A 24400-nucleotide genomic window follows, 5' to 3' on the forward strand; every position below is an offset into this window, starting at 1 on the left:
CGCCCTGCGGTGGAATCCGATCAGTCACAGGAATCAGGCGATGCGAGACTCGTTGGATTCCTGGCTGATTTCATGGGCCAGCCGCCCCAGCGTGGCGATGGCATCCGCGTATGCCGCATCGATCACCTGGCAGCAGGACATGCGGAAGCATTGCCTATAGCGCGCGCCCTCCGAGTAGACCTGCCCTGGCATGATCACCACGCCGGCCTCGAAGGCGCGCTCGAACAGGTCCAGGCTGTCCACTTCCGGCGGCAGCTCGACCCACAGCAGGAAGCCGCCCGAAGGCCGGGTGGCGCAGGTGCCCTCGGGAAAATGGCGGGCGATCAGCCCGCGCGCCTGGTCGATCTGCACCGCATAGAGCCGGCGCAGGTTGCGGATGTGGTGCTCGTAGCCGCCGCTCTCCAGGTAGAGCCCGACCGCCTCGCTGAGCAGGCTCGACTCGCAGCCGCTGGAGGTCCACTTCAGAGCCTGCACGCGGCTGGCGTAGCGCCCGGCCTCCAGCCAGCCGATGCGGTAGTCCGGCGCCAGGGTCTTGGAGAAGCCGGAGCAGACCAGCACCCAGCCTTCGCTATCGAAGGAGCGTACCGTGGGGTCCGGCGGATCGGCGAATTGCAGTTCGGCGTAGACGATGTCCTCGATCAGCGGCGTGCGGTACTGGCGCAGCAGCCCGGCCAGGCGGCGCTTGGCGTCCAGCGGCATGCTCGAACCCAGCGGGTTGTGCACCGTGGGTGTGGCCACCACGGCGGCGATGCGACGTTGCTCGAGCAGCGGCTCAAGGCTGTCGAGGTCCAGGCCGTCGCGCGGGTGGGTGGGGATCTCCAGCGCGCGCAGGCCGAGACTTTTCAGCAGTGGATAGAGGTTGTAGTAGGCCGGCGCTTCGATGCCCACGGCATCACCCGGCTGGGTGACGGCACGCAGGGCCAGTTGCAGCGCTTCGGTGGCGCCGTGGGTGATCAGCACGCTGCTGGCATCCAGCTGCATGCCCAGGCGCAGCGAGCGCCGTGCGATCTGTTCGCGCAGCAGGCTGGAGCCCGGTGGCAGCGCGTAGGTGGTGGCGATCTCGCTCCGGCGGCGCAGCAGGTTGCTGGTCAGGCGGTTGAGTTTTTCACCGGGGTAGAACGGCTTGCCGCCGGGGCAGGCCAGGGCGAGGTTGAAGTAGCCGCCGCGATGCTCGGCCTCGAAAACACGGGTCATCAGGCTTTCCTGGTGCCGTCCGGTGGCCAGGGTCGGCGTGCGGCGCAGCGATTGCCGCGGCTCGGCCAGCGTGCTGCTGACGTAGAAGCCCGACTGCGGGCGCGCTTCCACCAGGCCCTGGTCCTCCAGCAGGCGGTAGGCGGCGGTCACGGTGTTCAGGCTCATGCCGCGCTGGCTGGCGCATTCGCGCAGCGAGGGCAGGGCGCAGCCGCCGGACAGCCGGCCGCTGCGGATGGCGTCGGCCAGTTCGGCCGCCAGTTGCTGGTATCGGTGCACGTCGGGCCTTCCTGGCTGGAGCGGGGGCGCTATTCAATCACAGGGGGCGGCTTGCAGGAGTGGGGCATTCCCGCAGCCATGAAAAAGCCCCGCACAAGGCGGGGCTTTTTCTTTATCTATTGCGTGATCAGTTGGCAGCGGCAGCGGCGGCCATCTCCGACACGCTCTCGCCACGGTGTTGGCTGAACTGCGGAGCCAGGGAGCCGGCGATCATGCCCAGGGCGCTGCAGATCAGGCCCACCAGCTGCGGCGGCCAGAAGTCGCCTTCCTGGTGGCCCAGCTCCAGCGACACCCAGCCGATCAGGCCACAGGCGATGGCGGTCAGGGCGCCCTGGGTGGTGGCGCGCTTCCAGAACAGGCCGAAGAACAGCGGCACCACGGCGGCGACCAGGGTCACCTTGTAGGCGTTGCCGACCATCTCGTAGATGCTGGCGTTGGACAGCAGGGCGAACAGGCAGGTGGCGACGGTCATCGCCAGTACGCTGCAACGCATGGCCAGCAGGGCCTGGCGGTCGTTCATGTTGGGCAGGAAGTGCTTGACGATGTTTTCGGTCAGGGTCACCGACGGGGCCAGCAGGGCGCCCGAGGCGGAGGACATGATGGCCGAGAGCAGGGCGCCGAAGAACATGATCTGGGCGAACAGCGGGGTACGCTCCAGGATCAGGCGCGGCAGGATCTGCTGGGAGTCTTCGGTCAGCCAGTGCTTGACCATCTCCGGCTCGATCATCTGCGCGGCGTAGATCAGGAAGATCGGCAGCATGCAGAAGACCAGGTAGCAGCAGGCACCGGTCATGGTGGCGCGCTTGGCGATCGTCTCGGTCTTGGCCGACATCACGCGGGCATACACGTCCTGCTGCGGAATGGAGCCGAACATCATGGTCACCGCGGCGCCGAGGAAGGCGACGATGTCCTTGGCCGAGGTGCCGTGCAGGAAGGTGAACTTGCCTTCGCTGGCGGCGTGGCTGATCACGTTGACCGGGCCGCCGGCCATGTCGCCGATCAGCCAGACCAGGTAGAACAGACCGCAGACGATGATGATCATCTGCAGGAAGTCAGTCAGCGCCACCGACCACATGCCACCGAACAGGGTGTGCAGCAGGACGATGATGGTGCCGATGATCATGCCCTGGGTGGTGGTGATGCCGCCGTCGGAGAGCACGCTGAACACCACGCCCAGCGCGGTGATCTGTGCGGCGACCCAGCCCATGTAGGAAATGATGATCACCAGGCTGGTGAAGATTTCCACGTGCTGGCCGAAGCGCTTGCGGAAGAAGTCACCGATGGTGAGCAGGTTCAGGCGGTACAGCGGGCGGGCGAAGACGACGCCGACCAGCATCAGGCAGCCGAAGGAGCCGAAGGGGTCTTCGATGATCCCGGCGAAGCCTTCTTCGAGGAAGGTGGCGGGAATGCCCAGCACGGCTTCGGAGCCGAACCAGGTGGCGAACACCATGGTCACGACGAGGGGGAAGGACATGCTCCGGCCAGCGGCGGCATAGTCCGAGGAGTTGTGCACGCGGGTGGTGGCGTAGAAACCGACAGCTACGGTGATCACCAGATACACCGCTACAAACCAGATCAGCATTTGTTCGTTCCGTTGGCTCGCCGAGAACCTTGCTGCCGAGACGAAGCTCGGGCAGGTGGGCCACGACTGACAAAGTTGTTTTTGTTGGGTTGCGCGGCCGAGGTCATCCGGTGCACCAGGCAGTGGGAGCCGGAAAAACGTAACCAGTTGCGACAACGGGCCGCAGTCTGCCAAATCCGTCAAATATGTCAAACACTTGAATTGCTCATGAGCGAAAAAAATTACATCTCAAGACGAATGGCGTAGTTAAAGGATTGATTTGATTGGTTGCTAACGATCCTGACTGACCAGTTAGTCGTTTATTTTTTACAGGCGATGTTCGATAAGCAGAACATTCGCCAAGCCGCTAGGCTCTTGGCACGGCACGTTTTCGAAGGACCTTCATGTTCGAGCATCTCGACCTCGCGCAACTGCTTTCCAGCTACGGCTATCCGGTGCTTTTCCTCGGTTGCCTGCTGGAGGGCGAATCCATGCTGCTGTTGGCGGGCATCGCGGCGCACCAGGGGTTGCTCGGCTTCACCCCGGTAGTGGTCTGGGCGACGCTGGCCGGCACCCTGGGCGATCAGTTGCTGTTCTGGGGCGGCCGCCGCGCGGGCGACCGTGCCGTGCCCTGGCTGCAACGGCGCGGGCTGGCCATCGAGCGGGTCACCGGGTTGATCGAGCGGTATCCGCACCTGTCGATCTTCGCAGTGCGCTTTCTCTACGGCATGCGCCTTGCCGGGCCGCTGTTGATCGGGGCGAGCCGGGTAGGGCCGCTGCGTTTCCTGCTGATCAACCTGCTCGGCGCCTTGTGCTGGGCGCTGCTGTTCGCCAGCGCCGGATACTGGGCCGGCGAGTTGCTGGAACAATGGCTGGGCAACCTGCGGCCGTACCGTCTGCCGGTGTTCGTCGCGGTGCTGCTGGTGTTCGGCGGCCTGGCGTTGTGGCGCTACGGGCGGCATCGACACAAGCGCAAGCTCGACACATCCGCGAACTGATCGCCAAGTCCTTGATACAGAGCGGTTTGGATTCGCGCGCGGCGCGATTAGAATCGCCGCTCTTTCGTTCAAGGACGCTGTCATGAGCCTTTACCAGCCCGGCATTCTCGCCACCCCGGTTCCCGCCCACGCACGCCATCTGTTCTTCGATCTGAAGTCGCTGCAGGACCTGCCCGCCGCGCTGGATCGCCTGATGCAGTTCGCCGATGGCGAACGCGCGGTGGTCGGTTTCGGCGAGTCGCTGGTGCGTGCGCTGGGCCGCCGCATCGAGGGGCTTCGCGAGTTCCCGGCGATCTCCGGCGTGGGCGTCGACAACCCGTCCACCCCGCATGCGCTGTGGGTCTGGCTACGTGGTGACGAGCGCGGTGACTTGCTGCTGCGTACCCAGGAAGTCCAGTCCCTGCTGGCCCCGGCGCTGGAGCTGGGCAGCCTGACCGAGGCCTTCCGCCACGGCAGCGGCCACGACCTGACCGGCTACGAGGACGGCACCGAGAACCCGCAGGACGACGACGCCATCGCCGCCGCCATCATTGAGGGCGATGCCGGTATGGCCGGCGGCAGCTTCGCCGCGATCCAGCAATGGCGTCATCAACTGCAGGACTTCGCCGCGCTGCCGCAGCACGAACGCGACGACATCATGGGCCGTCGCCTGAGCGACAACGAGGAGCTGGACGACGCGCCGGAATCCGCCCACGTCAAGCGCACCGCCCAGGAGAGCTTCGAGCCGGAAGCCTTCATCGTGCGCCGCTCCATGCCCTGGACCCAGGGCCAGGACGCCGGGCTGATGTTCCTCGCCTTCGGCTGCACCCTGGATGCCTTCGAAGTGCAGCTGCGCCGCATGAGCGGACTGGAAGACGGCATCACCGATGCGCTGTACCGCTTCAGCCGGCCGCTGACCGGTGGCTACTACTGGTGCCCGCCACGCAAGGATGGGCTGCTGGACCTGAGTGCGTTGCTGGGCTGATCCTGCCGCTGCGCAGCCAAATCCCTGCCGTAGTGCGGGGCTTTTTTGTGGCCGCTGCGCGGCCAGATCGCGGGCATGGCCCGCTCCTACAGGGGCCGCGTGCTGTTGTAGGAGCGAGCTTGCTCGCGAACCCGACGTCGCACAAAACCACCGGCGTTTGCCAATGGCACCCCGATCTTCCGCCGAATTGGCTGTTGGCCCTACTGGCCGCCGGGCGTAGCGTGGACTCACCTTCCCGCTGCCGAGAACGCCGCCATGCCTGCCACCACTTCCCTGAAATGTCTCCTTGCCGGCCTCGGTCTGGCCCTGAGCCTGCCGCTCTTCGCCCACGACGCCACCCAGGAAAAGATCGAGGTCCAGCAGGAGCACAAGCTTCCCGACGCGGTGGGCAAGAAGGGCCTGATGATCACGGTTTCCTATGCGCCCGGGCAGTCTTCCGGGGCCCACGTGCACAGCGGCTCGGTGTTCGCCTACGTGCTCGAAGGCGCGGTGATCTCCCAGCTGGAGGGACAGAAGCCGGTGACCTACCAGGCCGGACAGTCCTGGTACGAGGCGCCGAACACGCCGCACCTGGTCTCGCGCAACGCCAGCAACGAGAAGCCGGCCAAGCTGCTGGTGTGGATGCTGCTGGACGAGAAGGCCCCGGTGCTGACGCCGCTGAAGCAGTGAGCGCATAACGAAGAACCCCGCCGATTGGCGGGGTTCTTCGTTACAGCACCGGCCCGTAGGGCGGATAACGCGCCAGCGTTATCCGCCACAGAGGTCCGGCGGATAAAGGATCACTCCGGCGCGCCGGGCACCTTGCGCGGCGCCATGAAGAACATCCAGGCCAGGGCGAGGAAGTACATGGTCGGGATGATGGTGAAGAGGATCGCGTAGTTGTTGTGGGTCGCGGTGAGGATGTAGCCGACGATCTGGGTCATGAACATGCCGCCAATCGCCGCGAACATGCCGCCAAAGCCGAATACCGTGCTCATCAGGTGCTTGGGCGTGTAGTCCATCACCAGACTCCAGATGTTCGCCGTCCAGGCCTGGTGCGCGCCCACGCCCAGGGCGATGGCAGCCACGGCGACCCAAAGGCCGCTGGCCTTGGCGGCAAAGATCACGCCGATGATGGCGCAGGCGCAGATGAACATCGACAGCAGGCGCGCATGGATGGAGTTCATGCCGCGGCCGATCAGCCAGGACGAGAGAATGCCGCCGCCGATGCTGCCGAAGTCCGCGGTCAGCCAGATCAGCATCAGCGGGATGCCCATCTGGGTGACGCTGATACCCAGGCCGTACTGCTGGTTGAGGAAGGGCGGCAGCCAGTAGAGGTAGAACCAGAACACCGGCGCGGTCAGCGAGTAGGCCAGCGCAAAGGCCCAGGTGCCGCGCATGCGCAGGATGGTGGAGAAGGGCACGCGCTCGGCGGGCGGCTCATCGGCTTCCTGGATGTAGTCCAACTCGCTCTGCTTCACCGTCGGATGTTCTTCGGGGTTGAAGTACTTCAGGCTCCACAGCACCACCCAGACGAAGCCCAGCGCGCTCATGCACAGGAACGCCGCCTGCCAGCCCCAGGCCGCGAGGATCAGCGGCAGCAGTGCGGGGGTGACCATGGCGCCGACGTTGGTGCCGGCGTTGAAGATGCCGGTGGCCATGGCCCGCTCGCCGGCGGGGAACCACAGGCGCGTGGTCTTCACGCAGGCCGGGTAATTGGCCGCCTCGGTCAGGCCGAGGATGAAGCGGCAGACCATGAAGCCGGCCGCCGAACTGGCCAGGCCGTGGGCGCCAGTGGCGAAGCTCCACAGCAGCACGGCGAAGAAGAACGCGCGCTTCACGCCGATGCGGTCGATCAGCCGGCCCTGCAGCACGAAGCCGATGGCATAGCCGACCTGGAACCAGAAGTTGATGTTGGCGTAATCCATGGCCGTCCAGGCCATTTTCTCGGCGAGTACCGGCTGCATCACGCCCAGCGCGGCGCGGTCGATGTAGTTCAGGGTGGTGGCGAAGAACACCAGGGCGAGCATGCCCCAGCGCACCTTGCCGACGGCCATGGCGCCACGCACCTTGCCGAAGAAGGAGGAACCGTGCGGGGCGACCGCAGCGAGGGGAGCGGATTGCGTATGGATCATGATCGGGGCCATCCGTTATCGGGCTGACGCGCAGCCTCAGGAATTATTGTCGTGCCGCAGGCATTGCGCGTGGTCCGCCGCCGATCGGCGTGGACTGACACAAGGACGTGCGGTGGCTGGCGAAAATCAGTGCGCGCGACTGCGCCCGAGCAAGCAGCACAGGCCTGGCATCAGGCGGGCCAGGACGGTTTTCCGATGGGGGATGGAGGCGGCGAGGCGAGGGTGGGGGATGTACATGAGCATTTACCCGTTCTTGAAATTGTTATGGATGACACGCAGGCCATCTCGCAGCGGCTTTCAATACTTCTCCAGGCAAAGGCAGGTGGCTGGAGAGCAGCCGGATTGCGTCGACGTGGCTAAATCTTGAGCAGCGGCCGGAACAGCGTCAATTCGATAAACGGCCTTTGGTTCGGTAATCGAACACAAAACTAACCAGTTAGTACACTTTAAATTGCCGGCAACCCGGACCGCCAGAATAATCAGACTCAGCCGGAGACCGATTCCAACAAGCCCCTCAGCAGATCCGGCAGGAGTCAAAGAAATGCAACGTTCGATCGCCACCGTTTCCTTGAGCGGGACCCTGCCGGACAAGCTCGAAGCCATCGCCGCCGCCGGTTTTGATGGCGTGGAGATCTTCGAGAATGATCTCCTTTATTACGGCGGCAGCCCGCGCGAAGTGCGCCGTGTCTGCGCCGATCTGGGGCTGGCGATCACCCTGTTCCAGCCGTTCCGCGACTTCGAGGGCTGCCGCCGTGACCGCCTGCCGCGCAACCTCGACCGCCTGGAGCGCAAGTTCGACCTGATGCAGGAGCTGGGCACCGACCTGGTGCTGATGTGCAGCAACGTTGCCGCGGATTCGCTGGGCGAGCGCGAATTCCTTCTCGAAGACCTCGGCCTCGCCGCCGAACGTGCCGGCGCCCGTGGCCTGCGCGTGGGCTACGAAGCCCTGGCCTGGGGCCGCCACGTAAACACCTGGCAGCAGGTCTGGAATCTTGTGCGCGAGGTCGATCATCCGGCGCTGGGCGTGATCCTCGACAGCTTCCACACCCTCTCGCTGAAGGGCGACCCAGCCGGTATCGCGCAGATTCCGGGGGAGAAGATCTTCTTCGTGCAGATGGCTGACGCACCGGTCCTGGCCATGGACGTGCTGGAGTGGAGCCGGCATTTCCGCAACTTCCCCGGCCAGGGCGAGTTCGACCTGGCGGGCTTCCTCGCGCCGATCCTCAAGAGCGGCTATCGCGGCCCGCTGTCGCTGGAAATCTTCAACGACGGCTTCCGTGCCGCACCGCCGCGCGCCAATGCCGCGGACGGACTGCGCTCGCTGCTGTACCTGGAGGAGAAGACTCGCGAGCGCCTGCTCGGCGAAGGCACACCGCAGGCGCAACTCGATTGCCTGTTCGCGCCGCCGCCGGCCAGCCAGCTGGATGGCGTGGAGTTCCTCGAGTTCGCTGTCGACGAAGCCCTCGGCGCACGCCTGGGCAACTGGCTGGAACGACTTGGCTTTGCCCGTGCGGGCGAGCACCGCTCCAAGGCGGTGAGCCTGTTGCGCCAGGGCGATATCAATATCGTGCTCAACGCCGAACCCTATTCCTTCGCCCACAGCTTCTTCGAGGCCCACGGCCCGTCGCTGTGCGCCACCGCGTTGCGCATGCGTGACGCCGCCAGCGCGCTGGAGCGTGCACAGGACTATAAGGGCCAGCCGTATCGCGGGCTGGTTGGCCCCAACGAGCGGGAGATTCCTGCGGTGCGCGCACCGGACGGCAGTCTGATCTACCTGGTGGAGGAACGAGCCGCCGGGCAGACCATCTACGACATCGACTTCCGCCTCGACCCTGAGGCCAAACCTGGCGGCCAGCTGCAGCGCATCGACCACATGGCCATGGCGCTCCCGGCGGACGGACTCGACAGTTGGGTGCTGTTCTACAAGGGCCTGTTCGACTTCGAGGCCGACGACGAAGTGGTGCTGCCCGATCCCTACGGCCTGGTGAAGAGCCGCGCCCTGCGCAGCGCCAACGGCAGCGTGCGCTTGCCGCTGAACATCTCCGAGAACCGCAACACCGCGATCTCCCATGCGCTGTCCAGCTATCGCGGCTCCGGCGTCCACCACATCGCCTTCGCCTGCGAAGACATCTTCGCCGAGGTGGCGCGGGCGAAGGACGCCGGAGTGCCGCTGCTGGAAATCCCGCTGAACTACTACGACGACCTCGCCGCGCGCTTCGACTTCGATGACGAGTTCCTCAGCGAGCTGGCCTACTTCAATGTGCTCTACGACCGTGACGCCAGTGGCGGCGAGCTGTTCCACGTGTACACCGAGCCGTTCGAGGAGCGCTTCTTCTTCGAGATCATCCAGCGTCGCGGCGGCTATGCCGGCTATGGCGCGGCCAACGTCGCCGTGCGTCTGGCGGCCATGGCCCAGGCGCGCAACGGCACCACGCGGCGGCCGAAGGTCTGAGTCGCCGCGCTTTGCCTGAATGGCGTGGGGACGCGCATAATCCGCGCACCCCTTCACCACAGCAGGCGCCCCTGGCGCCTGCTCGACGATGCAAAGCCATGACCGACAGCGCCACCCAGCCGATTCCCGCCGAAACCGCTCGCCGGGGCCGCAAGAACAACCCGGAGAAGACCCGCGAGGACATTCTCCAGGCGGCCATCGTCGAGTTCGTCCAGCAGGGCCTTTCCGGCGCGCGGGTGGATGCCATCGCCGAGCGCATGAACACCTCGAAGCGGATGATCTACTACTACTTCGGCAGCAAGGAGCAGCTCTACCAGGCGGTGCTGGAGAAGCTCTACGGTGATATCCGCGGCACCGAGCAGAGCCTGCACCTGGCCGAGCTGGAACCGCTGGAGGCCATGCGCCGGCTGGTGGATTTCACCTTCGACCACCATGACCGCAACGTGGATTTCGTGCGCATCGTCAGCATCGAGAACATCCATTACGGCCAGTTCGCCTCAGGTTCCGAGGCGATCCGTTCGATGAACAGCAACATCCTGCGCACCATCGAGGACATCCTCCACCGCGGCGCCGCCAGCGGTGCGTTCCGCGATGGCCTGCAGGCCATCGACGTGCACATGCTGATCAGCGGGTTCTGCTTCTATCGCGTGTCCAACCGGCATACCGTCGGCTCGCTGTTCCAGGTCGAGCTGGAGGACCCGGCGATCAAGGCGCGGCACAAGGACATGATCATCGAGGCGGTGTTGCGGTACGTGCAGCCGTAAGGTGGGCTGACCCTGTAGGAGCGGGCCATGCCCGCGACTGCATCCGGCGCGTGTTGATTCACCCGGTAACTTCGTGCCGTTCCAGCGCCGGCCCTGCCGGCGGATCGCGGGCATGGCCCGCTCCTACATGTTGGAATCGGCGTAGGAGCGGACTTTGTCCGCGATCGACTTATCGCGGCTCCGGTCGACCAGGAAGCTGGGCCAATCCATCGCGGACGGAGTCCGCTCTTACGCTCCGTGGGTCACATCGCGGCGAAATGCGCCAGCATCCGCTCACTGTCCGCTTCGACGCCACTGAACAGCTCGAAAGCCTTCACCGCCTGGAACACCGCCATGTTGCCGCCATCCAGCGTGCGGCAGCCGAGGCTGCGGGCATGCCGGAGCAGCTCGGTCTCCAGCGGGAAGTAGATGATCTCTGCCACCCACAGGCCGGAGTGCAGCAGCTCCAGCGGCAGCGGCGCGCCGGGCAGCTTGGCCATGCCCACCGGCGTGGTGTTGACCAGCCCGTCCGCTTCGGTGACTGCTCCAGCCAGGTCGTGTCCGACCCGCGCGCGCTGGCCGCCGAAATGGGCGTTGAGGTTGTCCACCAGCGCCTGGGCGCGGGCCGAGTCCACTTCGAAGATCGTCAGTTGCCGCACGCCTTCGCTGAGCAGGGCATGGGCGACCGCAGCGCCCGCGCCGCCGGCACCCAGTTGCACCACGCGCTCGCGCGGTGCGTCGCTGAGGTTGCGCCGGAAGCCTTCGGCAAACCCCAGGCAGTCGGTGTTGTGGCCGATGCGCCTGCCATCGCGGAGCACCACGGTATTCACCGCGCCGATGCCGCGCGCCTCGTCGGACAGCTCGTGCAGCAGCGCAATCACCGCCTGCTTGCAGGGGAAGGTGATGTTCAGCCCGGTGTAGCCCATGCGCTCGGCTGCGGCGAGCAGGTCGGGCAGGGCGCCGGCATCGACGCCGAGGGTGTCCAGGTCAATCAGCCGGTAGAGATAGCGCAGCCCCTGGGCGTCGCCCTCGCGCTCGTGCAGGGCCGGAGTGCGCGAAGCCTGGATGCCGGCACCGATCAGGCCGGCGAGTACGGTGCGGTATTCGGTCATGGTGCTCATCCCTTCAGCAGCTTGGCGAAGTGCTGGATGCCGGCGCGATAGCCGTCGCTGCCGAGCCCGGCGATGACGCCCACGGCGATGGCGGAGACGAAGGAGTGATGACGGAACTCCTCGCGCCGGTGCACGTTGGACAGGTGCACCTCAATCACCGGCAGCTCCACGGCGGCGAGCGCGTCGCGGATGGCTACCGAGGTGTGCGTCCAGGCTGCCGGGTTGATCAGGATGCCTGCGCAGCGACCGCGCGCCTGATGGATCCAGTCGATCAGCTGGCCTTCGTGGTTGGTCTGGTGGAATTCGATTTCCAGGCCGTTCTCGGCGCCGGTGCGCTGGCAGAGCGCAGCGATGTCGTCGAGGGTTTCGTGGCCGTAGGTGGCGGGTTCACGGGTGCCGAGCAGGTTGAGGTTCGGCCCGTTGAGCACAAGCAGGGTGTGGGGCATGAGGGTGGCTCCGTTGTTTTTGTATGGCCGAGTCGGGAATGGCCTGCAGGAGCAAAATGTACCAAATAGTTAATTTGGTCAATGCGGCGATAAAGTGGTGGGTTCTGTAGCGATCTGACGGGTTAAAACCATTTAATTGGCCTCAATGGCGTCGATCTCTCGATGAGATGCGCATGAGTGGCGGCGGAAGCAGAACGACAATCCGTGCGGTGATCGACCACGGAGCGTAGGGGCGGACGTTGTCCGCCGTTCGCGGGCATGGCCCGCTCCTACAGGGAGCCTCATGCTTTTGTAGGAGCGGGCCATGCCCGCGATCCGCCCAGCGCCAAACCCGCCGGAAAAAAAAGACCCGCCAGAGGGCGGGTCAGGAGGGGGAAGCCTGGAGGCCAGGCCAGTTGGAGAGATCAGACTTCAGACGTGCAAGGCATGCCCCAGCGCGCGCAGCGCAGCTTCCTGCACCGCTTCACCGAGGGTCGGATGGGCGTGGATGGTGCCGGCGATGTCTTCCAGGCAGGTAGCCATTTCCAGCGACTGCACGAAGGCCGTGGACAGCTCCGACACCGCCTTGCCCACGGCCTGCCAGCCGAGGATCAGGTGGTTGTCCTTGCGGGCCACCACGCGGACGAAGCCGTCGCTGGACTCCAGGGTCATGGCGCGGCCGTTGGCGGCGAACGGGAAGCTCGCGGTCAACACCTCATGGCCGGCAGCCTGGGCCTGTTCCGGCGACAGCCCGACCGACACCACTTCCGGATCGGTGAAGCACACCGCCGGGATCGCCGTGGGGGTGAAGGCGCGGCGCTTGCCGGCGATGATCTCGGCGACCATCTCGCCCTGGGCCATGGCGCGGTGGGCCAGCATGGGCTCGCCGGCGATGTCGCCGATGGCCCAGACATCGCGCATGGAGGTGCGGCACTGGTCGTCGATCTGCACGGCGCGGCCGTTCATGTCCAGGCGCAGGGTGTCGAGGTTCCAGTCGGCGGTGTTGGGATGGCGGCCGACGGCGACCAGCACCTGGTCGGTCTCGATCACCCGCTGTGAACCTGCACCATCCTGCACGCGCAGTCCTTTGCCGTCCGGCTCCAGGCCCATCACGCTGTGGCCCAGGTACAGCTCGATGCCCAGCTTGCGCAGGGAGTTGGCGACCGGCTTGGTCAGTTCCTCGTCATAGGTCGGCAGGATGCGCGGCTGCGCTTCCACCACCGTGACTTCCACGCCGAGCTTGCGATAGGCGATGCCCAGTTCCAGGCCGATATAGCCGCCGCCAACCACCGCCAGGCGCTTGGGCAGCGCCTTGGGTGCCAGCGCCTCGGTGGAGGAGATGACGTTGCCGCCTACCGGCAGGAAGGGCAGTTCCACGGATTTCGAACCGGCCGCCAGCAGCAGGTGTTCGGTGTGGATGTGCTGGATGCCGCCTTCGGCGAGATCGACCTCGACGGTCTTGCCGTCGACGATCTTCGCCCAGCCGTTGACCACGGTGACGCCGTGCTTCTTCAGCAGCGCTGCAACGCCGGTGGTCAGGCGGTCGACGATGCCGTCCTTCCATTCCACGGTGCGCTGGATGTCGATGCTCGGCGCCTGCACGCTGATGCCCAGCGGCGACTTGCCGGCGAACTCGCGGGCCTTGAGGTATTCCTCGGCGGCGTGGATCAGCGCCTTGGAGGGGATGCAGCCGATGTTCAGGCAGGTGCCGCCCAGGGCGGCGCCTTCCACCAGCACGGTGCGGATGCCCAGCTGGCCGGCGCGGATCGCCGCGACGTAGCCGCCGGGGCCGCCACCGATCACCAGCAGGGTGGTTTCGAGAGTCTGGTTCTGTTTCACGATAAGGCTCTCCGTCAATCGATGAACAGGGTGGCGGGGTGTTCGAGCAGGGCGCGCACGGCCTGAATGAAGGCTGCCGCGTCCATGCCGTCGACCACCCGGTGATCGAAGGACGAGGACAGGTTCATCATCTTGCGCACGACCACCTGGCCGCTGACCACCATGGGCCGCTCGACCATGCGGTTGACGCCGACGATGGCGACTTCCGGGTAATTGATCACCGGCGTGCTGACGATGCCGCCCAGGGCGCCGAGGCTGCTCAGGGTGATGGTCGAGCCGGAGAGCTCCTCGCGGCTGGCCTTGCCATGGCGCGCGGCTTCGGCGAGGCGCGCCACTTCCGCGGCATTGCCCCACAGGTCGCGGGACTCGGAGTTGCGCAGCACCGGCACCATCAGCCCGTTGTCGCTCTGGGTGGCGACGCCCAGGTGTACCGCGCCGTAGCGGGTGATCACATCGGCTTCGTCGTCATAGCGCGCATTGAGCTGCGGGAAGTCGCGCAGGGCGACGACCATGGCGCGGGCAATGAACGGCAGCAGGGTGAGCTTGCCGCGTGCCGCCGCGTGCTTGGCATTGAGGTGCACGCGCAGCGCTTCGAGGTCAGTGACGTCGATTTCCTCGACGTAGCTGAAGTGCGGGATGCGCCGCTTGGCCTCGGCCATCTTCTGCGCGATCTTGCGACGCAGGCCGATCACCGGGATCTGGTGTTCGTCGTGGCGCGCGGCGTAGCCGGAAGCGATGGTCGCGCCGCCGTGTTCCAGGAAGTGTTCCAGGTCTTCGCGCAGGATGCGCCCGGCCGGGCCGCTGCCCTGGACGAACTGCAGTTCCACGCCCAGGTCGCGGGCACGCTGGCGCACTGCCGGCGAGGCCAGCGGCTTCTCGCCCGGCGCGCGGCGCGGGGCCGGCGACGGAGCAGGGCGCGCGGCCGGGGCTACCGGTTTGCTCTCGACGCGCGGCGCAGGCTTGGGTGCCTCTGCGACGGGGGCCGGCTTGGCTTCCGGCTTCGCGGGGGCTTCTTCGTGAGGCTTGGGTTGCGCGGCTTCACGATGGTTGCCGTGGCCTTCCACTTCCAGGCGGATCAGCTCGCCGCCCACGGCCATCACCTGGCCGGGCACGCCGCCCAGGGCGATGATCTTGCCGGCCACCGGCGAGGGGATTTCCACGGTGGCCTTGTCGGTCATGACTTCCGCCAGCAGCTGGTCCTCATGGACCTCGTCGCCGACCTGGACATGCCACTCCACCAGCTCGACCTCGGCGATACCTTCGCCGATGTCCGGCATCTTGATGACGTGAGTGCCCATTCAGACCTCCATGGCGCGCTTGAAGGCCGCGCCGACGCGCGCGGGCCCCGGGAAGTAGTCCCATTCCTGGGCGTGCGGGTAGGGGGTGTCCCAGCCGGTCACGCGCGCAATGGGGGCTTCGAGGTGGTGGAAGCAGTTTTCCTGGACCAGCGACATCAGCTCGGCGCCGTAGCCGCAGGTGCGGGTGGCTTCGTGGACGATGACGCAGCGCCCGGTCTTCTTCACCGACTCGACGATGGTGTCCAGGTCCAGCGGCCAGAGGCTGCGCAGGTCGATGATCTCGGCATCGATGCCGGTTTCCTCGGCGGCGGTCTGGGCCACGTAGACGGTGGTGCCGTAGGTCAGCACGGTCAGTTCCGAGCCAGGGCGAGCAATGGCTGCCTTGTCCAGCGGCACGCTGTAGTAACCCTCCGGCACCTGGCTGGCCGGGTGCTTGGACCAGGGCGTCACCGGGCGGTCGTGGTGGCCGTCGAACGGGCCGTTATACAGGCGCTTGGGTTCGAGGAAGATCACCGGGTCGTCGTTCTCGATGCAGGCGATCAGCAGGCCCTTGGCGTCGTAGGGGTTGGACGGCATGACGGTACGCAGGCCGCAGACCTGGGTGAACATCGCCTCCGGGCTCTGGCTGTGGGTCTGCCCGCCGTAGATGCCGCCGCCGCAGGGCATGCGCACGACCATGGGTACAGTGAAGTCGTTGACCGAGCGGTAGCGGATGCGCGCGGCTTCCGAGACCAGCTGGTCGGTGGCCGGGTAGACGTAGTCGGCGAACTGGATTTCCACCACCGGGCGCAGGCCGTAGGCACCCATGCCGACGGCGGCGCCGATGATGCCGCTCTCGGAGATCGGCGCGTCGAACACCCGCGAGGTGCCGTATTTCTTCTGCAGGCCTTCGGTGCAACGGAACACGCCGCCGAAGTAGCCGACGTCCTGGCCGAACACCACGACGTTGTCGTCGCGCTCGAGCATCACGTCCATGGCCGAGCGCAGCGCCTGGATCATGGTCATGCTGGTGACCGCCTGGGCGTTCTCGTGTTGCTGGTTCATGGCATTCATACCCCGAGCTCCTGGCGCTGCCGGCGCAGGTGTTCCGGCAGGTCCTTGTAGACGTCGTCGAACAGATTGGCGGCGCTGAACACATGGCCGTCCACCAGCGAGCCGTGGCGTTCGGCTTCCTTCTGCGCGGCGATCACTTCGGCTTCCAGTTCCTTCTTCAGCGCTTCCTGCTGCTCCTCGGACCAGATGCCGAGGCCGATCAGGTGCTGCTTGAGGCGGGCGATGGGGTCGCCCAGGGGGAAGTTGGTCCAGTCGTCAGCGGGGCGGTACTTGGACGGATCGTCCGACGTGGAGTGCGGGCCCGCACGATAAGTGACCCACTCGATCAGGCTCGGGCCATGGCCACGGCGGGCGCGCTCGGCAGCCCATTGCGAGGCGGCGTAGACGGCGAGGAAGTCGTTGCCATCCACCCGCAGCGAGGCGATGCCACAACCCACGCCACGGTTGGCGAAGGTAGTGCCTTCACCGCCGGCGATGGCCTGGAAGGTGGAAATCGCCCACTGGTTGTTGACCACGTTGAGGATCACCGGCGCGCGGTAGACGTGGGCGAAGGTGAGGGCGGTGTGGAAGTCGGATTCGGCGGTGGCGCCGTCGCCGATCCAGGCGGACGATATCTTGGTGTCGCCCTTGATCGCCGAGGCCATGCCCCAGCCGACGGCCTGGATGAACTGGGTGGCGAGGTTGCCGGAGATGGAGAAGAAGCCCTTCTCGCGGCTGGAGTACATGATCGGCAGCTGGCGACCCTTGAGCGGGTCCTGCTCGTTGGAGAGCAACTGGCAGATCATGTCCTTGAGCGGGTAGTCGCGGGTGATCAGGATGCCTTGCTGACGGTAGGTCGGGAAGGTCATGTCACCGTCGCGCAGGGCCATGGTGTGGGCGGTGGCGATGGCCTCTTCACCCAGGCACTGCATGTAGAAGGACATCTTCTTCTGGCGCTGGGCGGTGAGCATGCGCGCGTCGAAGATGCGCGTCTTGAGCATCAGGCGCATGCCGCGCAGCAGCTGCTCGTGGCTCAGGTCCGGAGCCCAGGGGCCGACGGCGTTGCCGTCTTCGTCGAGCACGCGCACCAGGCTGAAGGCCAGGTCGGTGGTCTGCGCGGGTTCCACGTCGATGTCGGGTTTGCGCACCTCGCCGGCGGGCGACAGGTGCAGGTAGGAGAAGTCGGTCTTGCAGCCCGGACGCCCGGTGGGCTCGGGGACGTGCAGGCGGAGCGGGGCGTAGTCGGTCATGGCGGGTCTCCAGTTGTGATCGTGGGTGTGGATCAGCAGACGGAAGAGGCCATGCCTGGCGGGCGCACCCGGCCGGGTAGGGCTACGGTGCGGGTGCCGCGCGGGGTCGCGTGGCGGGTGGTGACATCACTCATGGTGAGGTCCTCGGTTGTTGTAGTTGTGGTTTCAGTATAGGTGTGACCGGTTGGTTTTTTGCTCCAAATTGACTAGCTATAAGCTTCGGGATTAGTGTGTTTGAACTATAAAAACAACTTTCCGTAGTACTGAGGAAAAATGGCTGATCTCGACCGCACCGACCTGAAAATCCTCCGCGCCCTGGCCGACGATGGCCGGCTCTCCTGGCGCGATCTGGCGCAGAACATCGGCTTGTCGCTGACCCCGACCCTGCGCCGGGTGCGCCGCCTGGAGGAGGAGCAGTACATCCAGGGTTACTTCGCGCGCCTCGACGAGGAGCGCCTGTCCGGCGGCATGAGCGTGTTCGTCTCGGTGTCCCTGGAAAAACAGACCGGCGACTACCTCGCCCGGTTCGAAGAACGCATCGTCCAGGCGCCGCAGGTGATGAGCTGCTTCCAGATGACCGGCGACGCCGACTACATGCTGCGGGTGGTGGTGAAGGACCTGTCGGCCTACCAGCTGTTCCTCACCAACACGCTGACGCAGATTCCCGGCGTGGCGGGGATCAAGTCGGCGTTCGCGCTGAAGTCGGTGATGCTGCGCTCGGCGCCGCCGATCTGAGTCGCTGGGTGGGCATGATCCATTGTAGGAGCGGGCCATGCCCGCGATCGCGCGCATGGCGCGCTCCTACAGTAGAGCTCGCGCAGGAGCTATCAGTGTGCGCATAGGTAGGATGGGAGGAGCGCAGCGATACCCATGCTGATCGTGCGTCGGATTGATGGGTATCGCTGCGCTCCACGCCATCCTACGACGAGGTACGCCGGCCACCTGGATGCATTTCAGGTCTCGCGGCGGAACTGCTCGCGATACTGCGTCGGCGTCACCCCCAGGCGCTGGGCGAACACCAGGCGCATGCGCGCCGCGCTGCCGAAGCCGCAGCGCCAGGCGATCACCTTCAGCGCCAGATCGCTGCCTTCCAGCAACCCACGAGCGGCATCGATGCGGGCGCGCTGAACGAACTCGGCCGGCGTCACGCCTGCTTCGCGGACGAACACGCGGGCGAAGCTGCGCGGGCTCATCGCCACTTCGGCGGCCAGTTGCGGCACACCCAGCGGCTGGTCGAGGTTCTCCTGCACGTAGCGCTGGATGCGCGCCACCGGCGAGCTTTCGTCGGCCGGCGCCTGCAGGAAGGGGCTGAACTGCGACTGCCCGCCCTGACGCTGCGCGACCACCAGCAGCCGTTTCGCCACCGCCAGCGCCACCGCCGCGCCATGGTCCTCGGCGACCAGGGCCAGCGCCAGGTCGATACCGGCAGTCACGCCGGCCGAAGTCACCAATGCACCATCGCGCACATGAATCCGATCCGGCTCGACCTGCGCGAGCGGGAACAACCCCGCAAGGCGCCGCGCATCGCTCCAGTGGGTCGTCACGCGCTTGCCGTCGAGCAGCCCGGCATGACCGAGCAGGAAGGCGCCGGTGCAGATCGAGCCGTAGCGCGGGGAAGCTGCGCAAGCACCGCGCAACCAGTCGAGCAAATCCGGCGCAGGCGATTCATCCGGCAAGGCCGGCCCGCCCGGCACCAGCAGGATGTCGGCGGCGCCATGGCCCTGTTCGAGGCTGAAGTCGGCGCCGAGCCACTGGCCGTTGGAGGCGCGCAGCGGGAAGGGCGGCGCGGCGAGGGTCACCACCTGGTAGCCCTGGCCGGCAGGGACGAAGGCATTGGCCTCGGCGAACACGTCCAGCGGCCCGGAAACATCCAGCGCCTGTACGCCAGGGAAAAGCAGCATGGCCACGCGCTTCATGGCGCCTCCCGATCCGATCGATGGCGTTAATTCTTGCGGGAGAAAGCGCTGGCCGCAAACGCTTCGGGGGTTCGAATGCTGCCAATCAGCCAACAGCCGGCGTGACAATCACCAGTCGGGAAGGCTCGCAAATCGCCATTGTTACGCGATCTGCAGAAATCCATTGTCGAAGTCGCGCTGTGTCCCGAGCGGCTGCTCAGCTAGATTTATGGCTGTGGGCCACGATCGACGCGACCCGCGTGATCCCTGAGGTTCCTGCCATGAAATCCACCCTTAGCGCACTCTTCGCTATCCCCGCCTTGCTGTTGTCCTTCAGCACTTTCGCCGACGATGCGGCCGTGTACCACTACGGCATGCCACTGGATGTGGCCAAGGTGCTGAGCATCTCCCAACCCAACGAGCGCTGCGAAGTCAGCCAGGCCACCATGGTCTACCTGGACTCCAAGGGCGAGCAGCATACCGTCAAGTACCTGCGCCAGACCCCGATGTGCAGCAAGGTCTGACTCAGGCGCGGAACTGCTCCACCAATCCCTGCTGCCGGCTGGCCAGGTCGTTCAGTGAACGACTGGCGCTGGCGGCTTGCTGCGCGTGATCGGAAATGGTCTGGGTGACGTCGCGGATGCCGGCGATGTTGCGGTTGATCTCCTCGGCGACGCTGCTCTGTTCCTCCGCCGCGCTGGCGATCTGCAGGTTCATCTCGCTGATCAGGTTCACCGCCTCGCCGATCCGGCGCAGCGCGTCGATCGCCTGGCGCGCCTGATCGACGTTGCCCTGGGCCTGGGTGAAGCTGCCCTGCATCGCGCTGGTCACTGACTGACCGCGCGCCTGCAGGTTTTCGATCACCTCGCGAATCTCTTCCACCGATTCCTGGGTGCGCCGGGCCAGCCCGCGTACTTCGTCGGCGACCACAGCGAAGCCGCGCCCGGCGTCGCCCGCGCGCGCCGCTTCGATGGCGGCGTTGAGGGCCAGCAGGTTGGTCTGCGCGGCGATGCCGCAGATGACTTCGAGGATCGAGCCGATCTGCTCGTTGCTCGCCGCCAGCTGCTGCAACTCCGCCATCGCCTGGTTCATCCCGGCGGCGAGCAGGTCGATGCCGCTGTTGGTGGCGTCGAGGGTGCGGAAGCCATCGTCGCAGGCCTGCTCCGCGGTGCGTGCGGCTTCGGCGGCGCGGGCGGCGCTGCGGGCCGAGTCTTGGGCGGTAGCGGACATCTCCTGGAGCGCCGTGGCAACCATGTCGATCTCGCGGAATTGTTGCTGCATGCCGTCGCTGGTCTGCCGGGCGATCTGCGCCGAGCGGTCGGCGGTGGAGTGTGCCTCGCGGGTCGCCGACTGCACGGCGGCGATGCTCGGCTGCAGCTTGTCGAGGAAGCGGTTGAAGGCAGTGGCCAGGCGGCCCAGTTCGTCGCGGCGGGGGTAATCGAGGCGGCGGGTGAGGTCGCCTTCACCGTCGGCGATATCTTCCAGCATCCGCGCCAGGCGCAGGATCGGCCGGCTGATGCCGAGCGCGGTGAGCGCCACCAGCAGCATGCCGAGCAACCCGGCAGCGATGCCGACGCCGGTTTCCAGCGCGGTGCTTTTCCAGCGCAGGTCATCCAGCGTGCCCTTGAGGCGCTGCGCCGGTGCGAGCATCAGCGCGCGCGGCACGCTGAGCAGGATGCCCCAGGGCGCGGCGTCCTGCACCGGGGCGAGGCTGTGCAGCACGCTGATGGATTCGCCGTCATCAAAGGACTGCGAGCGTCCGGCGGCGATTTCCTCGAGCACGGTTTTGTCTTCGAATTTCTGCCCCAGCTTCGAGGCGTCGCCGCTGTCGCTGGCGATCAGGCCGTTGGGGCTGAGGATGCGGATACGCCCCTGGCCGTCGAACAGACTGCGGCTGCCTTCCGCGCTGCTTTGCTGCAGGGCCGCCAGGTCGATGTCGAAGCCCACGGCGGCAATCGCCTTGCCGTTCTCCAGCAGCGGCAGGGTGACGCTGGTGACCAGCCGGCGCTGGCCCGAGGCGTCGTCGAAATACGGGTCGAGCACACAGGGGCGGGCATGCCCGGTGGAGCAGGTGAAGAAGGCGTTGTAGGGCTGGCCGCTGGGGCCGGGCGTGGTGTCGCCGAGAACCTGCTCGGTGCCGATCACCCGCTGGGTATCCTTGCCGTTCTGCAGCAGGTAGAGGGCGAAGCGGCCGGTCTCGTTGCTGCCCAGGTCTTCGCGGGCGGCGAACTGGCTGTCGGCGGCGTCCAGCGCATCGGGCTGGAACACCAGGAACAGGCCGAGCAGCTCCGGGTGCGCGCCGAGGGTATCGGCCATCGAATGATTGAGGGCGGTGCGCAGTGCGGCGGGGTCGAGGACGCCCTGCTGCTGTTGTGCGCGCAGGGTCTGCACGCTGCGCAGCAGTCCTTCGCCGAGCAGCAGGTTGTTCTGCAGGCGTTCGCGGATCAGCAGGGCCTGAACCTGGCCCTGGGTTTCCAGGTTGTGCCGCGCGGCAACGGCGAACAGTTCGCCGCTGTCGTGCTGGATGGTGCGGCTGTCCTGCCGCGCCTGGTACAGCGAGAGGCCGATCAGGACGCTGGCGACGAGGATCAGGCAGAGGCCCGCCAGCCAGGTGATACGGCCCTGGATTGACGTCAGGAGGCTGGGCATGGCGGGCTTTCCTCAGGCTTTGAATCCGTGGATCAGAACGTGGTGGAGAACAGCAGCTGGCTGTAGAGGTTGCTGTTGTCGTTGCCGATCTGGGTGCCGCCTTCGGCTGCGCTCTTCTTCGGCTGGTACAGGCCCACCAGCGGAATGATCACCAGGTGCTCGTTGATCGCCCACTCGGCGTAGAGATCCAGCTCGCGACCGTCGGTGTTGCCCAGGTCGGTGTCCAGGGTGTGGAAGTCGAAGTACTGCGCGCCGATGGAGAGGTTCTCCAGCGGGGTGACCTTGGCGCCGACGTTGTGTACGCGCGTGTTGTTGTTGAACGGGCCGGAGTAGTTGCCCGCCACCTCGCCCTGGAACCAGGTGCCGAAGCCACGGCTGAAGCCGTAGAAGAGGGTGTCGTAGCCTTCGGAGAAGCGGCTGAAGCGGTAGCTGATATAGGGCTTCCAGGTGACGTCGGAGAAGGTCCAGCCGGCCTCCAGGTACCAGGCGTTGGCGGTGTCGTCGGTGTACTGGGCGTCGCGCTTGTCCTGCCAGGCGTACTCGCCGGAGAGGAACAGGTTCTCCACGCCGGCGTTGCCGGTGCCGCGCAGGCTGTAGGTCTTCATGTCCTTGCGGTCGAGCTGGATGGGGGAGGCGTAGCGCTCGTCCACGTCGGTGACGTCGATGTAGGTCAGGCCGAAGGTGGCTTCCGGGGCGACGTGTTCGAGGGTGGCGACATACAGCTCGGAGTTGGCCTGGGCGCGGTTGTCCGACTTCAGGCGCATCAGGTCGCCACGCCAGCCTTCCTTGCCGCCAATGCGCAGCACGGCGGTTTCATCGAAGTCGCGGCGCGCCGCCAGGTAGTAGCCGCCACCACGGTTGTATTCCCCATCGGCCAGGCCCTTGCCCATGTTCAGGGCGTCGCCGTCGATCAGGAAACCATCGCCGACCACGATGTTCTGGCGGCCGAAGGACAGGTCGATGCCATCGTCACCCAGCACCGGGAACAGCCCGGCCGAGCGCCAGCCGGCGTAGGCGTCCTCGATCTTGGTGGTGCGCTCGGAGCCGTCGCTGAAGCCGGCGGCGTCGCCGTCGCCCCAGGTGCCGGAGCTGAGCAGGTTGAAGGCGCCGTAGGCGGTGCCCGCGCCGCCCAGCTTCTGGTCGCCGCTCAGGCCGTACTTGATGAAGCCTTCCTGCCAGGACGACGAGCCCTCATCCAGGGTGCCGGTCATGTTGTAGCGTTCCTGGCTGTGGAACAGCCCGAAGGTCGCCGAGAGGTCGGCGTTCAGGTGCGTGTCGTCGGTCGCGTACAGCTCGTAGGCGCTGGCGGAACTGGCCCCGGCGATGAGCAGGGCGAGCAGGGTGGGGCGCAGCACGGCGGCGTGGGTCATGGTGAAGGCATCCGTTTCGTTATTGTCGATTGAGGGGATGTGACTTCTGCCGATGCTAAGTAAGGGCTGGCCCTGTGCCGTTGCTCCTGTCTGCCAAGTGATTGGGTGTGGTTGCCAGATCGGACGGAGCGAGTTTTTCCGGGCCGCGCCGCACCCTGTAGGAGCGCCCCATGGGCGCGATTGCGGGCATTGCCCGCTCCTACACGTGGCTGGGACTTCAGCGTGCGCGGGAGATGACGGAGGGTTGTTCGGCGTACAGGCGCTTGTAGAGCGCCGAGAAATGGCTGGAGCTGGCAAACCCCAGATCCAGCGCCAGGTTGGTGATGCTCTGTTGCGGCTCCTGCTTGAGCCGGCGGCGCGCCTCGGCCAGGCGCAGGCTGAGGAAGAACTGCTGCGGCGTGCTCTGGCAGATCTGCCGGAAGCAGTACTGCAGGGTGCGCTGGCTGGTGTTCAGGCTCTGGCTCAGTTCCAGCAGCGACAGCGGTTCGGAGAGGTCCGCCTGCATGCGCTCGATGGCCGCCAGCACCAACCGGCGATGCTGCTGCAGCGAGCGCGGCGCGCCTTCGCGGTCATTGCCGGGGAGGATTTCCTCCAGCGCCTGCAGCACGTGGCTCAGCACCAGGGCAACCGCGTGCCCGGCCTGTTGCGGATCGTCCACCCGCCAGGGTTCGCCTTCGAAGGCGGCGAGGGCGTCGCACAGGCTGCGGCGCAGATCGCCGGCCCCGGTCGGCGACAGTTGCAGGCGCCGTTGCTGGAGCGCGCGCTCGAACAGCTCGCGCTCCTCGGCACCGAGCAGGCGTTCCAGCTGCGGCTGGCTGAAGGTCAGGCCGAGCATGTGGATTTCCCCGGCGGCGCAGATCTCCAGCTCGCGGCCGCCTTCGAGCACCAGCAGGGTGTCGTCGTGCAGGGCCTGGCCGTTGAAGCGCGAATCGGCACTGGCGCGCAGCGGGATGCCGATCACCAGATGGCCGGCCGGCGGCGCCATGTTTTCGTGCAGGTGCAGGTTGGAGTGTTCGTAGATCAGCGAGGCGTCGGGCAACTGAACATGCAGCAGCTCTGCCTGCAGGCGGCCATGGCCGAGCTGGGTGTAGTCCTGGCTCCAGCCGGCGAGGGCGCAGGCCAGTTCATCGGAGTCGGTTGCCTGGTGGCGGGCTATGCCGGTCATGGCGGTTCACCTCGGTTGTGCGCCGAGTATCGGCCAGTGCTGGCGCACAGGCTTGTGCCTGTG

Annotated in this window: 20 protein-coding genes and 1 pseudogene; 7 read left to right on the forward strand and 14 right to left on the reverse strand. The window is 66.3% G+C overall.

The annotated features are described in order from the left end of the window. Positions 1 to 33 precede the first annotated feature (33 nt). Together ABKS89_RS15375 and ABKS89_RS15380 are read right to left on the reverse strand one after the other, a co-directional pair. Entirely contained in the window at positions 34 to 1470 is a 1437-nt protein-coding gene (locus tag ABKS89_RS15375; protein ID WP_348589990.1) for an aminotransferase-like domain-containing protein, read from the reverse strand. 127 nt (positions 1471 to 1597) lie between these two features. Beyond that, positions 1598 to 3052 (reverse strand): high affinity choline transporter 1, encoded by a 1455-nt coding sequence (locus ABKS89_RS15380; RefSeq protein WP_192295768.1) that lies wholly within the window; start codon positions 3050 to 3052, stop codon positions 1598 to 1600. Positions 3053 to 3435: 383 nt separating this feature from the next. Between ABKS89_RS15380 and ABKS89_RS15385 the strand changes: the two genes are divergently transcribed. The 3 genes from ABKS89_RS15385 to ABKS89_RS15395 all read left to right on the forward strand — a co-directional run bounded on the left by ABKS89_RS15385 (position 3436) and on the right by ABKS89_RS15395 (position 5662). Continuing rightward, complete coding sequence (locus ABKS89_RS15385; protein ID WP_348589991.1) at positions 3436 to 4029, forward strand: DedA family protein; 594 nt, start codon at positions 3436 to 3438, stop codon at positions 4027 to 4029. An 82-nt stretch (positions 4030 to 4111) separates the two neighbouring features. Further along, positions 4112 to 4993, forward strand: coding sequence for a Dyp-type peroxidase (locus ABKS89_RS15390; protein ID WP_348589992.1), 882 nt, complete (start codon positions 4112 to 4114; stop codon positions 4991 to 4993). Between the two features lie 255 nt (positions 4994 to 5248). Next, positions 5249 to 5662: a cupin domain-containing protein gene (locus ABKS89_RS15395; RefSeq protein WP_348589993.1), complete on the forward strand. Its 414-nt coding sequence runs from the start codon at positions 5249 to 5251 to the stop codon at positions 5660 to 5662. Between the two features lie 110 nt (positions 5663 to 5772). Here the strand turns inward: ABKS89_RS15395 and ABKS89_RS15400 are convergent, their stop codons facing one another. Further along, the gene (locus tag ABKS89_RS15400; protein WP_138215761.1) at positions 5773 to 7107 is read right to left on the reverse strand and encodes an MFS transporter; all 1335 of its coding nucleotides are present in this window, start codon (positions 7105 to 7107) and stop codon (positions 5773 to 5775) included. 541 nt (positions 7108 to 7648) lie between these two features. On the opposite strand from ABKS89_RS15400, the gene quiC reads away from it, so the two are divergent. Further along, positions 7649 to 9559, forward strand: a complete 1911-nt coding sequence (quiC, locus tag ABKS89_RS15405; RefSeq protein ID WP_348589995.1) for a 3-dehydroshikimate dehydratase QuiC — start codon at positions 7649 to 7651, stop codon at positions 9557 to 9559. 98 nt (positions 9560 to 9657) lie between these two features. Continuing rightward, positions 9658 to 10323 (forward strand): TetR/AcrR family transcriptional regulator, encoded by a 666-nt coding sequence (locus tag ABKS89_RS15410; RefSeq protein ID WP_138215759.1) that lies wholly within the window; start codon positions 9658 to 9660, stop codon positions 10321 to 10323. Between the two features lie 242 nt (positions 10324 to 10565). Here the strand turns inward: ABKS89_RS15410 and ABKS89_RS15415 are convergent, their stop codons facing one another. From ABKS89_RS15415 to ABKS89_RS15440, 6 genes are all read right to left on the reverse strand, one after another. Beyond that, a complete protein-coding gene (locus ABKS89_RS15415; protein ID WP_348589996.1) occupies positions 10566 to 11414 on the reverse strand; it encodes a shikimate dehydrogenase in 849 nt (282 codons plus the stop codon). A gap of 5 nt (positions 11415 to 11419) precedes the next feature. Next, positions 11420 to 11860 carry a type II 3-dehydroquinate dehydratase gene (gene aroQ, locus ABKS89_RS15420; protein ID WP_348589998.1) on the reverse strand — a complete coding sequence of 147 codons (441 nt, stop codon included), beginning with the start codon at positions 11858 to 11860 and terminating at the stop codon, positions 11420 to 11422. 411 nt (positions 11861 to 12271) lie between these two features. Next, the gene (lpdA, locus tag ABKS89_RS15425; protein ID WP_348589999.1) at positions 12272 to 13678 is read right to left on the reverse strand and encodes a dihydrolipoyl dehydrogenase; all 1407 of its coding nucleotides are present in this window, start codon (positions 13676 to 13678) and stop codon (positions 12272 to 12274) included. Positions 13679 to 13692: 14 nt separating this feature from the next. Then, positions 13693 to 14976, reverse strand: coding sequence for a dihydrolipoamide acetyltransferase family protein (locus ABKS89_RS15430; RefSeq protein ID WP_348590001.1), 1284 nt, complete (start codon positions 14974 to 14976; stop codon positions 13693 to 13695). Beyond that, positions 14977 to 16029 (reverse strand): alpha-ketoacid dehydrogenase subunit beta, encoded by a 1053-nt coding sequence (locus tag ABKS89_RS15435; RefSeq protein ID WP_081519779.1) that lies wholly within the window; start codon positions 16027 to 16029, stop codon positions 14977 to 14979. After that, positions 16026 to 17258: a 3-methyl-2-oxobutanoate dehydrogenase (2-methylpropanoyl-transferring) subunit alpha gene (locus ABKS89_RS15440; RefSeq protein ID WP_151187004.1), complete on the reverse strand. Its 1233-nt coding sequence runs from the start codon at positions 17256 to 17258 to the stop codon at positions 16026 to 16028. The genes ABKS89_RS15435 and ABKS89_RS15440 overlap by 4 nt, the downstream gene beginning before the upstream one ends. A 273-nt stretch (positions 17259 to 17531) precedes the next feature. Between ABKS89_RS15440 and ABKS89_RS15445 the strand changes: the two genes are divergently transcribed. Then, a complete protein-coding gene (locus ABKS89_RS15445) occupies positions 17532 to 17993 on the forward strand; it encodes an Lrp/AsnC family transcriptional regulator (protein ID WP_015477328.1) in 462 nt (153 codons plus the stop codon). Between the two features lie 218 nt (positions 17994 to 18211). On the opposite strand, the gene ABKS89_RS15450 is transcribed toward ABKS89_RS15445, so the two are convergent. Then, a complete protein-coding gene (locus ABKS89_RS15450; protein WP_348590002.1) occupies positions 18212 to 19174 on the reverse strand; it encodes a GlxA family transcriptional regulator in 963 nt (320 codons plus the stop codon). Between the two features lie 260 nt (positions 19175 to 19434). On the opposite strand from ABKS89_RS15450, the gene ABKS89_RS15455 reads away from it, so the two are divergent. Then, positions 19435 to 19677, forward strand: coding sequence for a DUF2790 domain-containing protein (locus tag ABKS89_RS15455; RefSeq protein ID WP_138215752.1), 243 nt, complete (start codon positions 19435 to 19437; stop codon positions 19675 to 19677). 1 nt (position 19678) lies between these two features. Here the strand turns inward: ABKS89_RS15455 and ABKS89_RS15460 are convergent, their stop codons facing one another. The 4 genes and pseudogenes from ABKS89_RS15460 to ABKS89_RS15475 all read right to left on the reverse strand — a co-directional run bounded on the left by ABKS89_RS15460 (position 19679) and on the right by ABKS89_RS15475 (position 24337). Next, positions 19679 to 20434, reverse strand: coding sequence for a methyl-accepting chemotaxis protein (locus tag ABKS89_RS15460; protein WP_518301048.1), 756 nt, complete (start codon positions 20432 to 20434; stop codon positions 19679 to 19681). Between the two features lie 150 nt (positions 20435 to 20584). Then, a pseudogene (locus tag ABKS89_RS15465) lies at positions 20585 to 21802 on the reverse strand (cache domain-containing protein); the annotation flags it as partial. Positions 21803 to 21834: 32 nt separating this feature from the next. Beyond that, entirely contained in the window at positions 21835 to 23172 is a 1338-nt protein-coding gene (locus tag ABKS89_RS15470; protein WP_192295756.1) for an alginate export family protein, read from the reverse strand. A gap of 217 nt (positions 23173 to 23389) precedes the next feature. Further along, entirely contained in the window at positions 23390 to 24337 is a 948-nt protein-coding gene (locus ABKS89_RS15475; protein WP_138215749.1) for a helix-turn-helix domain-containing protein, read from the reverse strand. Positions 24338 to 24400: the final 63 nt, after the last annotated feature.

It is taken from the genome of Pseudomonas sp. LABIM340 (assembly GCF_040017195.2).
GTDB lineage: Bacteria > Pseudomonadota > Gammaproteobacteria > Pseudomonadales > Pseudomonadaceae > Pseudomonas.

Excerpts from the sequence above, each read along its gene's own strand:
- ABKS89_RS15380 (WP_192295768.1), bottom strand. The coding sequence starts at position 3,052 with ATGCTGATCTGGTTTGTAGCGGTGTATCTGGTGATCACCGTAGCTGTC.
- ABKS89_RS15385 (WP_348589991.1), top strand. The coding sequence starts at position 3,436 with ATGTTCGAGCATCTCGACCTCGCGCAACTGCTTTCCAGCTACGGCTAT.
- ABKS89_RS15390 (WP_348589992.1), top strand. The coding sequence starts at position 4,112 with ATGAGCCTTTACCAGCCCGGCATTCTCGCCACCCCGGTTCCCGCCCAC.
- ABKS89_RS15395 (WP_348589993.1), top strand. The coding sequence starts at position 5,249 with ATGCCTGCCACCACTTCCCTGAAATGTCTCCTTGCCGGCCTCGGTCTG.
- ABKS89_RS15400 (WP_138215761.1), bottom strand. The coding sequence starts at position 7,107 with ATGATCCATACGCAATCCGCTCCCCTCGCTGCGGTCGCCCCGCACGGT.
- quiC (WP_348589995.1), top strand. The coding sequence starts at position 7,649 with ATGCAACGTTCGATCGCCACCGTTTCCTTGAGCGGGACCCTGCCGGAC.
- ABKS89_RS15410 (WP_138215759.1), top strand. The coding sequence starts at position 9,658 with ATGACCGACAGCGCCACCCAGCCGATTCCCGCCGAAACCGCTCGCCGG.
- ABKS89_RS15415 (WP_348589996.1), bottom strand. The coding sequence starts at position 11,414 with ATGACCGAATACCGCACCGTACTCGCCGGCCTGATCGGTGCCGGCATC.
- aroQ (WP_348589998.1), bottom strand. The coding sequence starts at position 11,860 with ATGCCCCACACCCTGCTTGTGCTCAACGGGCCGAACCTCAACCTGCTC.
- ABKS89_RS15430 (WP_348590001.1), bottom strand. The coding sequence starts at position 14,976 with ATGGGCACTCACGTCATCAAGATGCCGGACATCGGCGAAGGTATCGCC.
- ABKS89_RS15435 (WP_081519779.1), bottom strand. The coding sequence starts at position 16,029 with ATGAATGCCATGAACCAGCAACACGAGAACGCCCAGGCGGTCACCAGC.
- ABKS89_RS15440 (WP_151187004.1), bottom strand. The coding sequence starts at position 17,258 with ATGACCGACTACGCCCCGCTCCGCCTGCACGTCCCCGAGCCCACCGGG.
- ABKS89_RS15445 (WP_015477328.1), top strand. The coding sequence starts at position 17,532 with ATGGCTGATCTCGACCGCACCGACCTGAAAATCCTCCGCGCCCTGGCC.
- ABKS89_RS15450 (WP_348590002.1), bottom strand. The coding sequence starts at position 19,174 with ATGAAGCGCGTGGCCATGCTGCTTTTCCCTGGCGTACAGGCGCTGGAT.
- ABKS89_RS15455 (WP_138215752.1), top strand. The coding sequence starts at position 19,435 with ATGAAATCCACCCTTAGCGCACTCTTCGCTATCCCCGCCTTGCTGTTG.
- ABKS89_RS15460 (WP_518301048.1), bottom strand. The coding sequence starts at position 20,434 with ATGCAGCAACAATTCCGCGAGATCGACATGGTTGCCACGGCGCTCCAG.
- ABKS89_RS15470 (WP_192295756.1), bottom strand. The coding sequence starts at position 23,172 with ATGACCCACGCCGCCGTGCTGCGCCCCACCCTGCTCGCCCTGCTCATC.
- ABKS89_RS15475 (WP_138215749.1), bottom strand. The coding sequence starts at position 24,337 with ATGACCGGCATAGCCCGCCACCAGGCAACCGACTCCGATGAACTGGCC.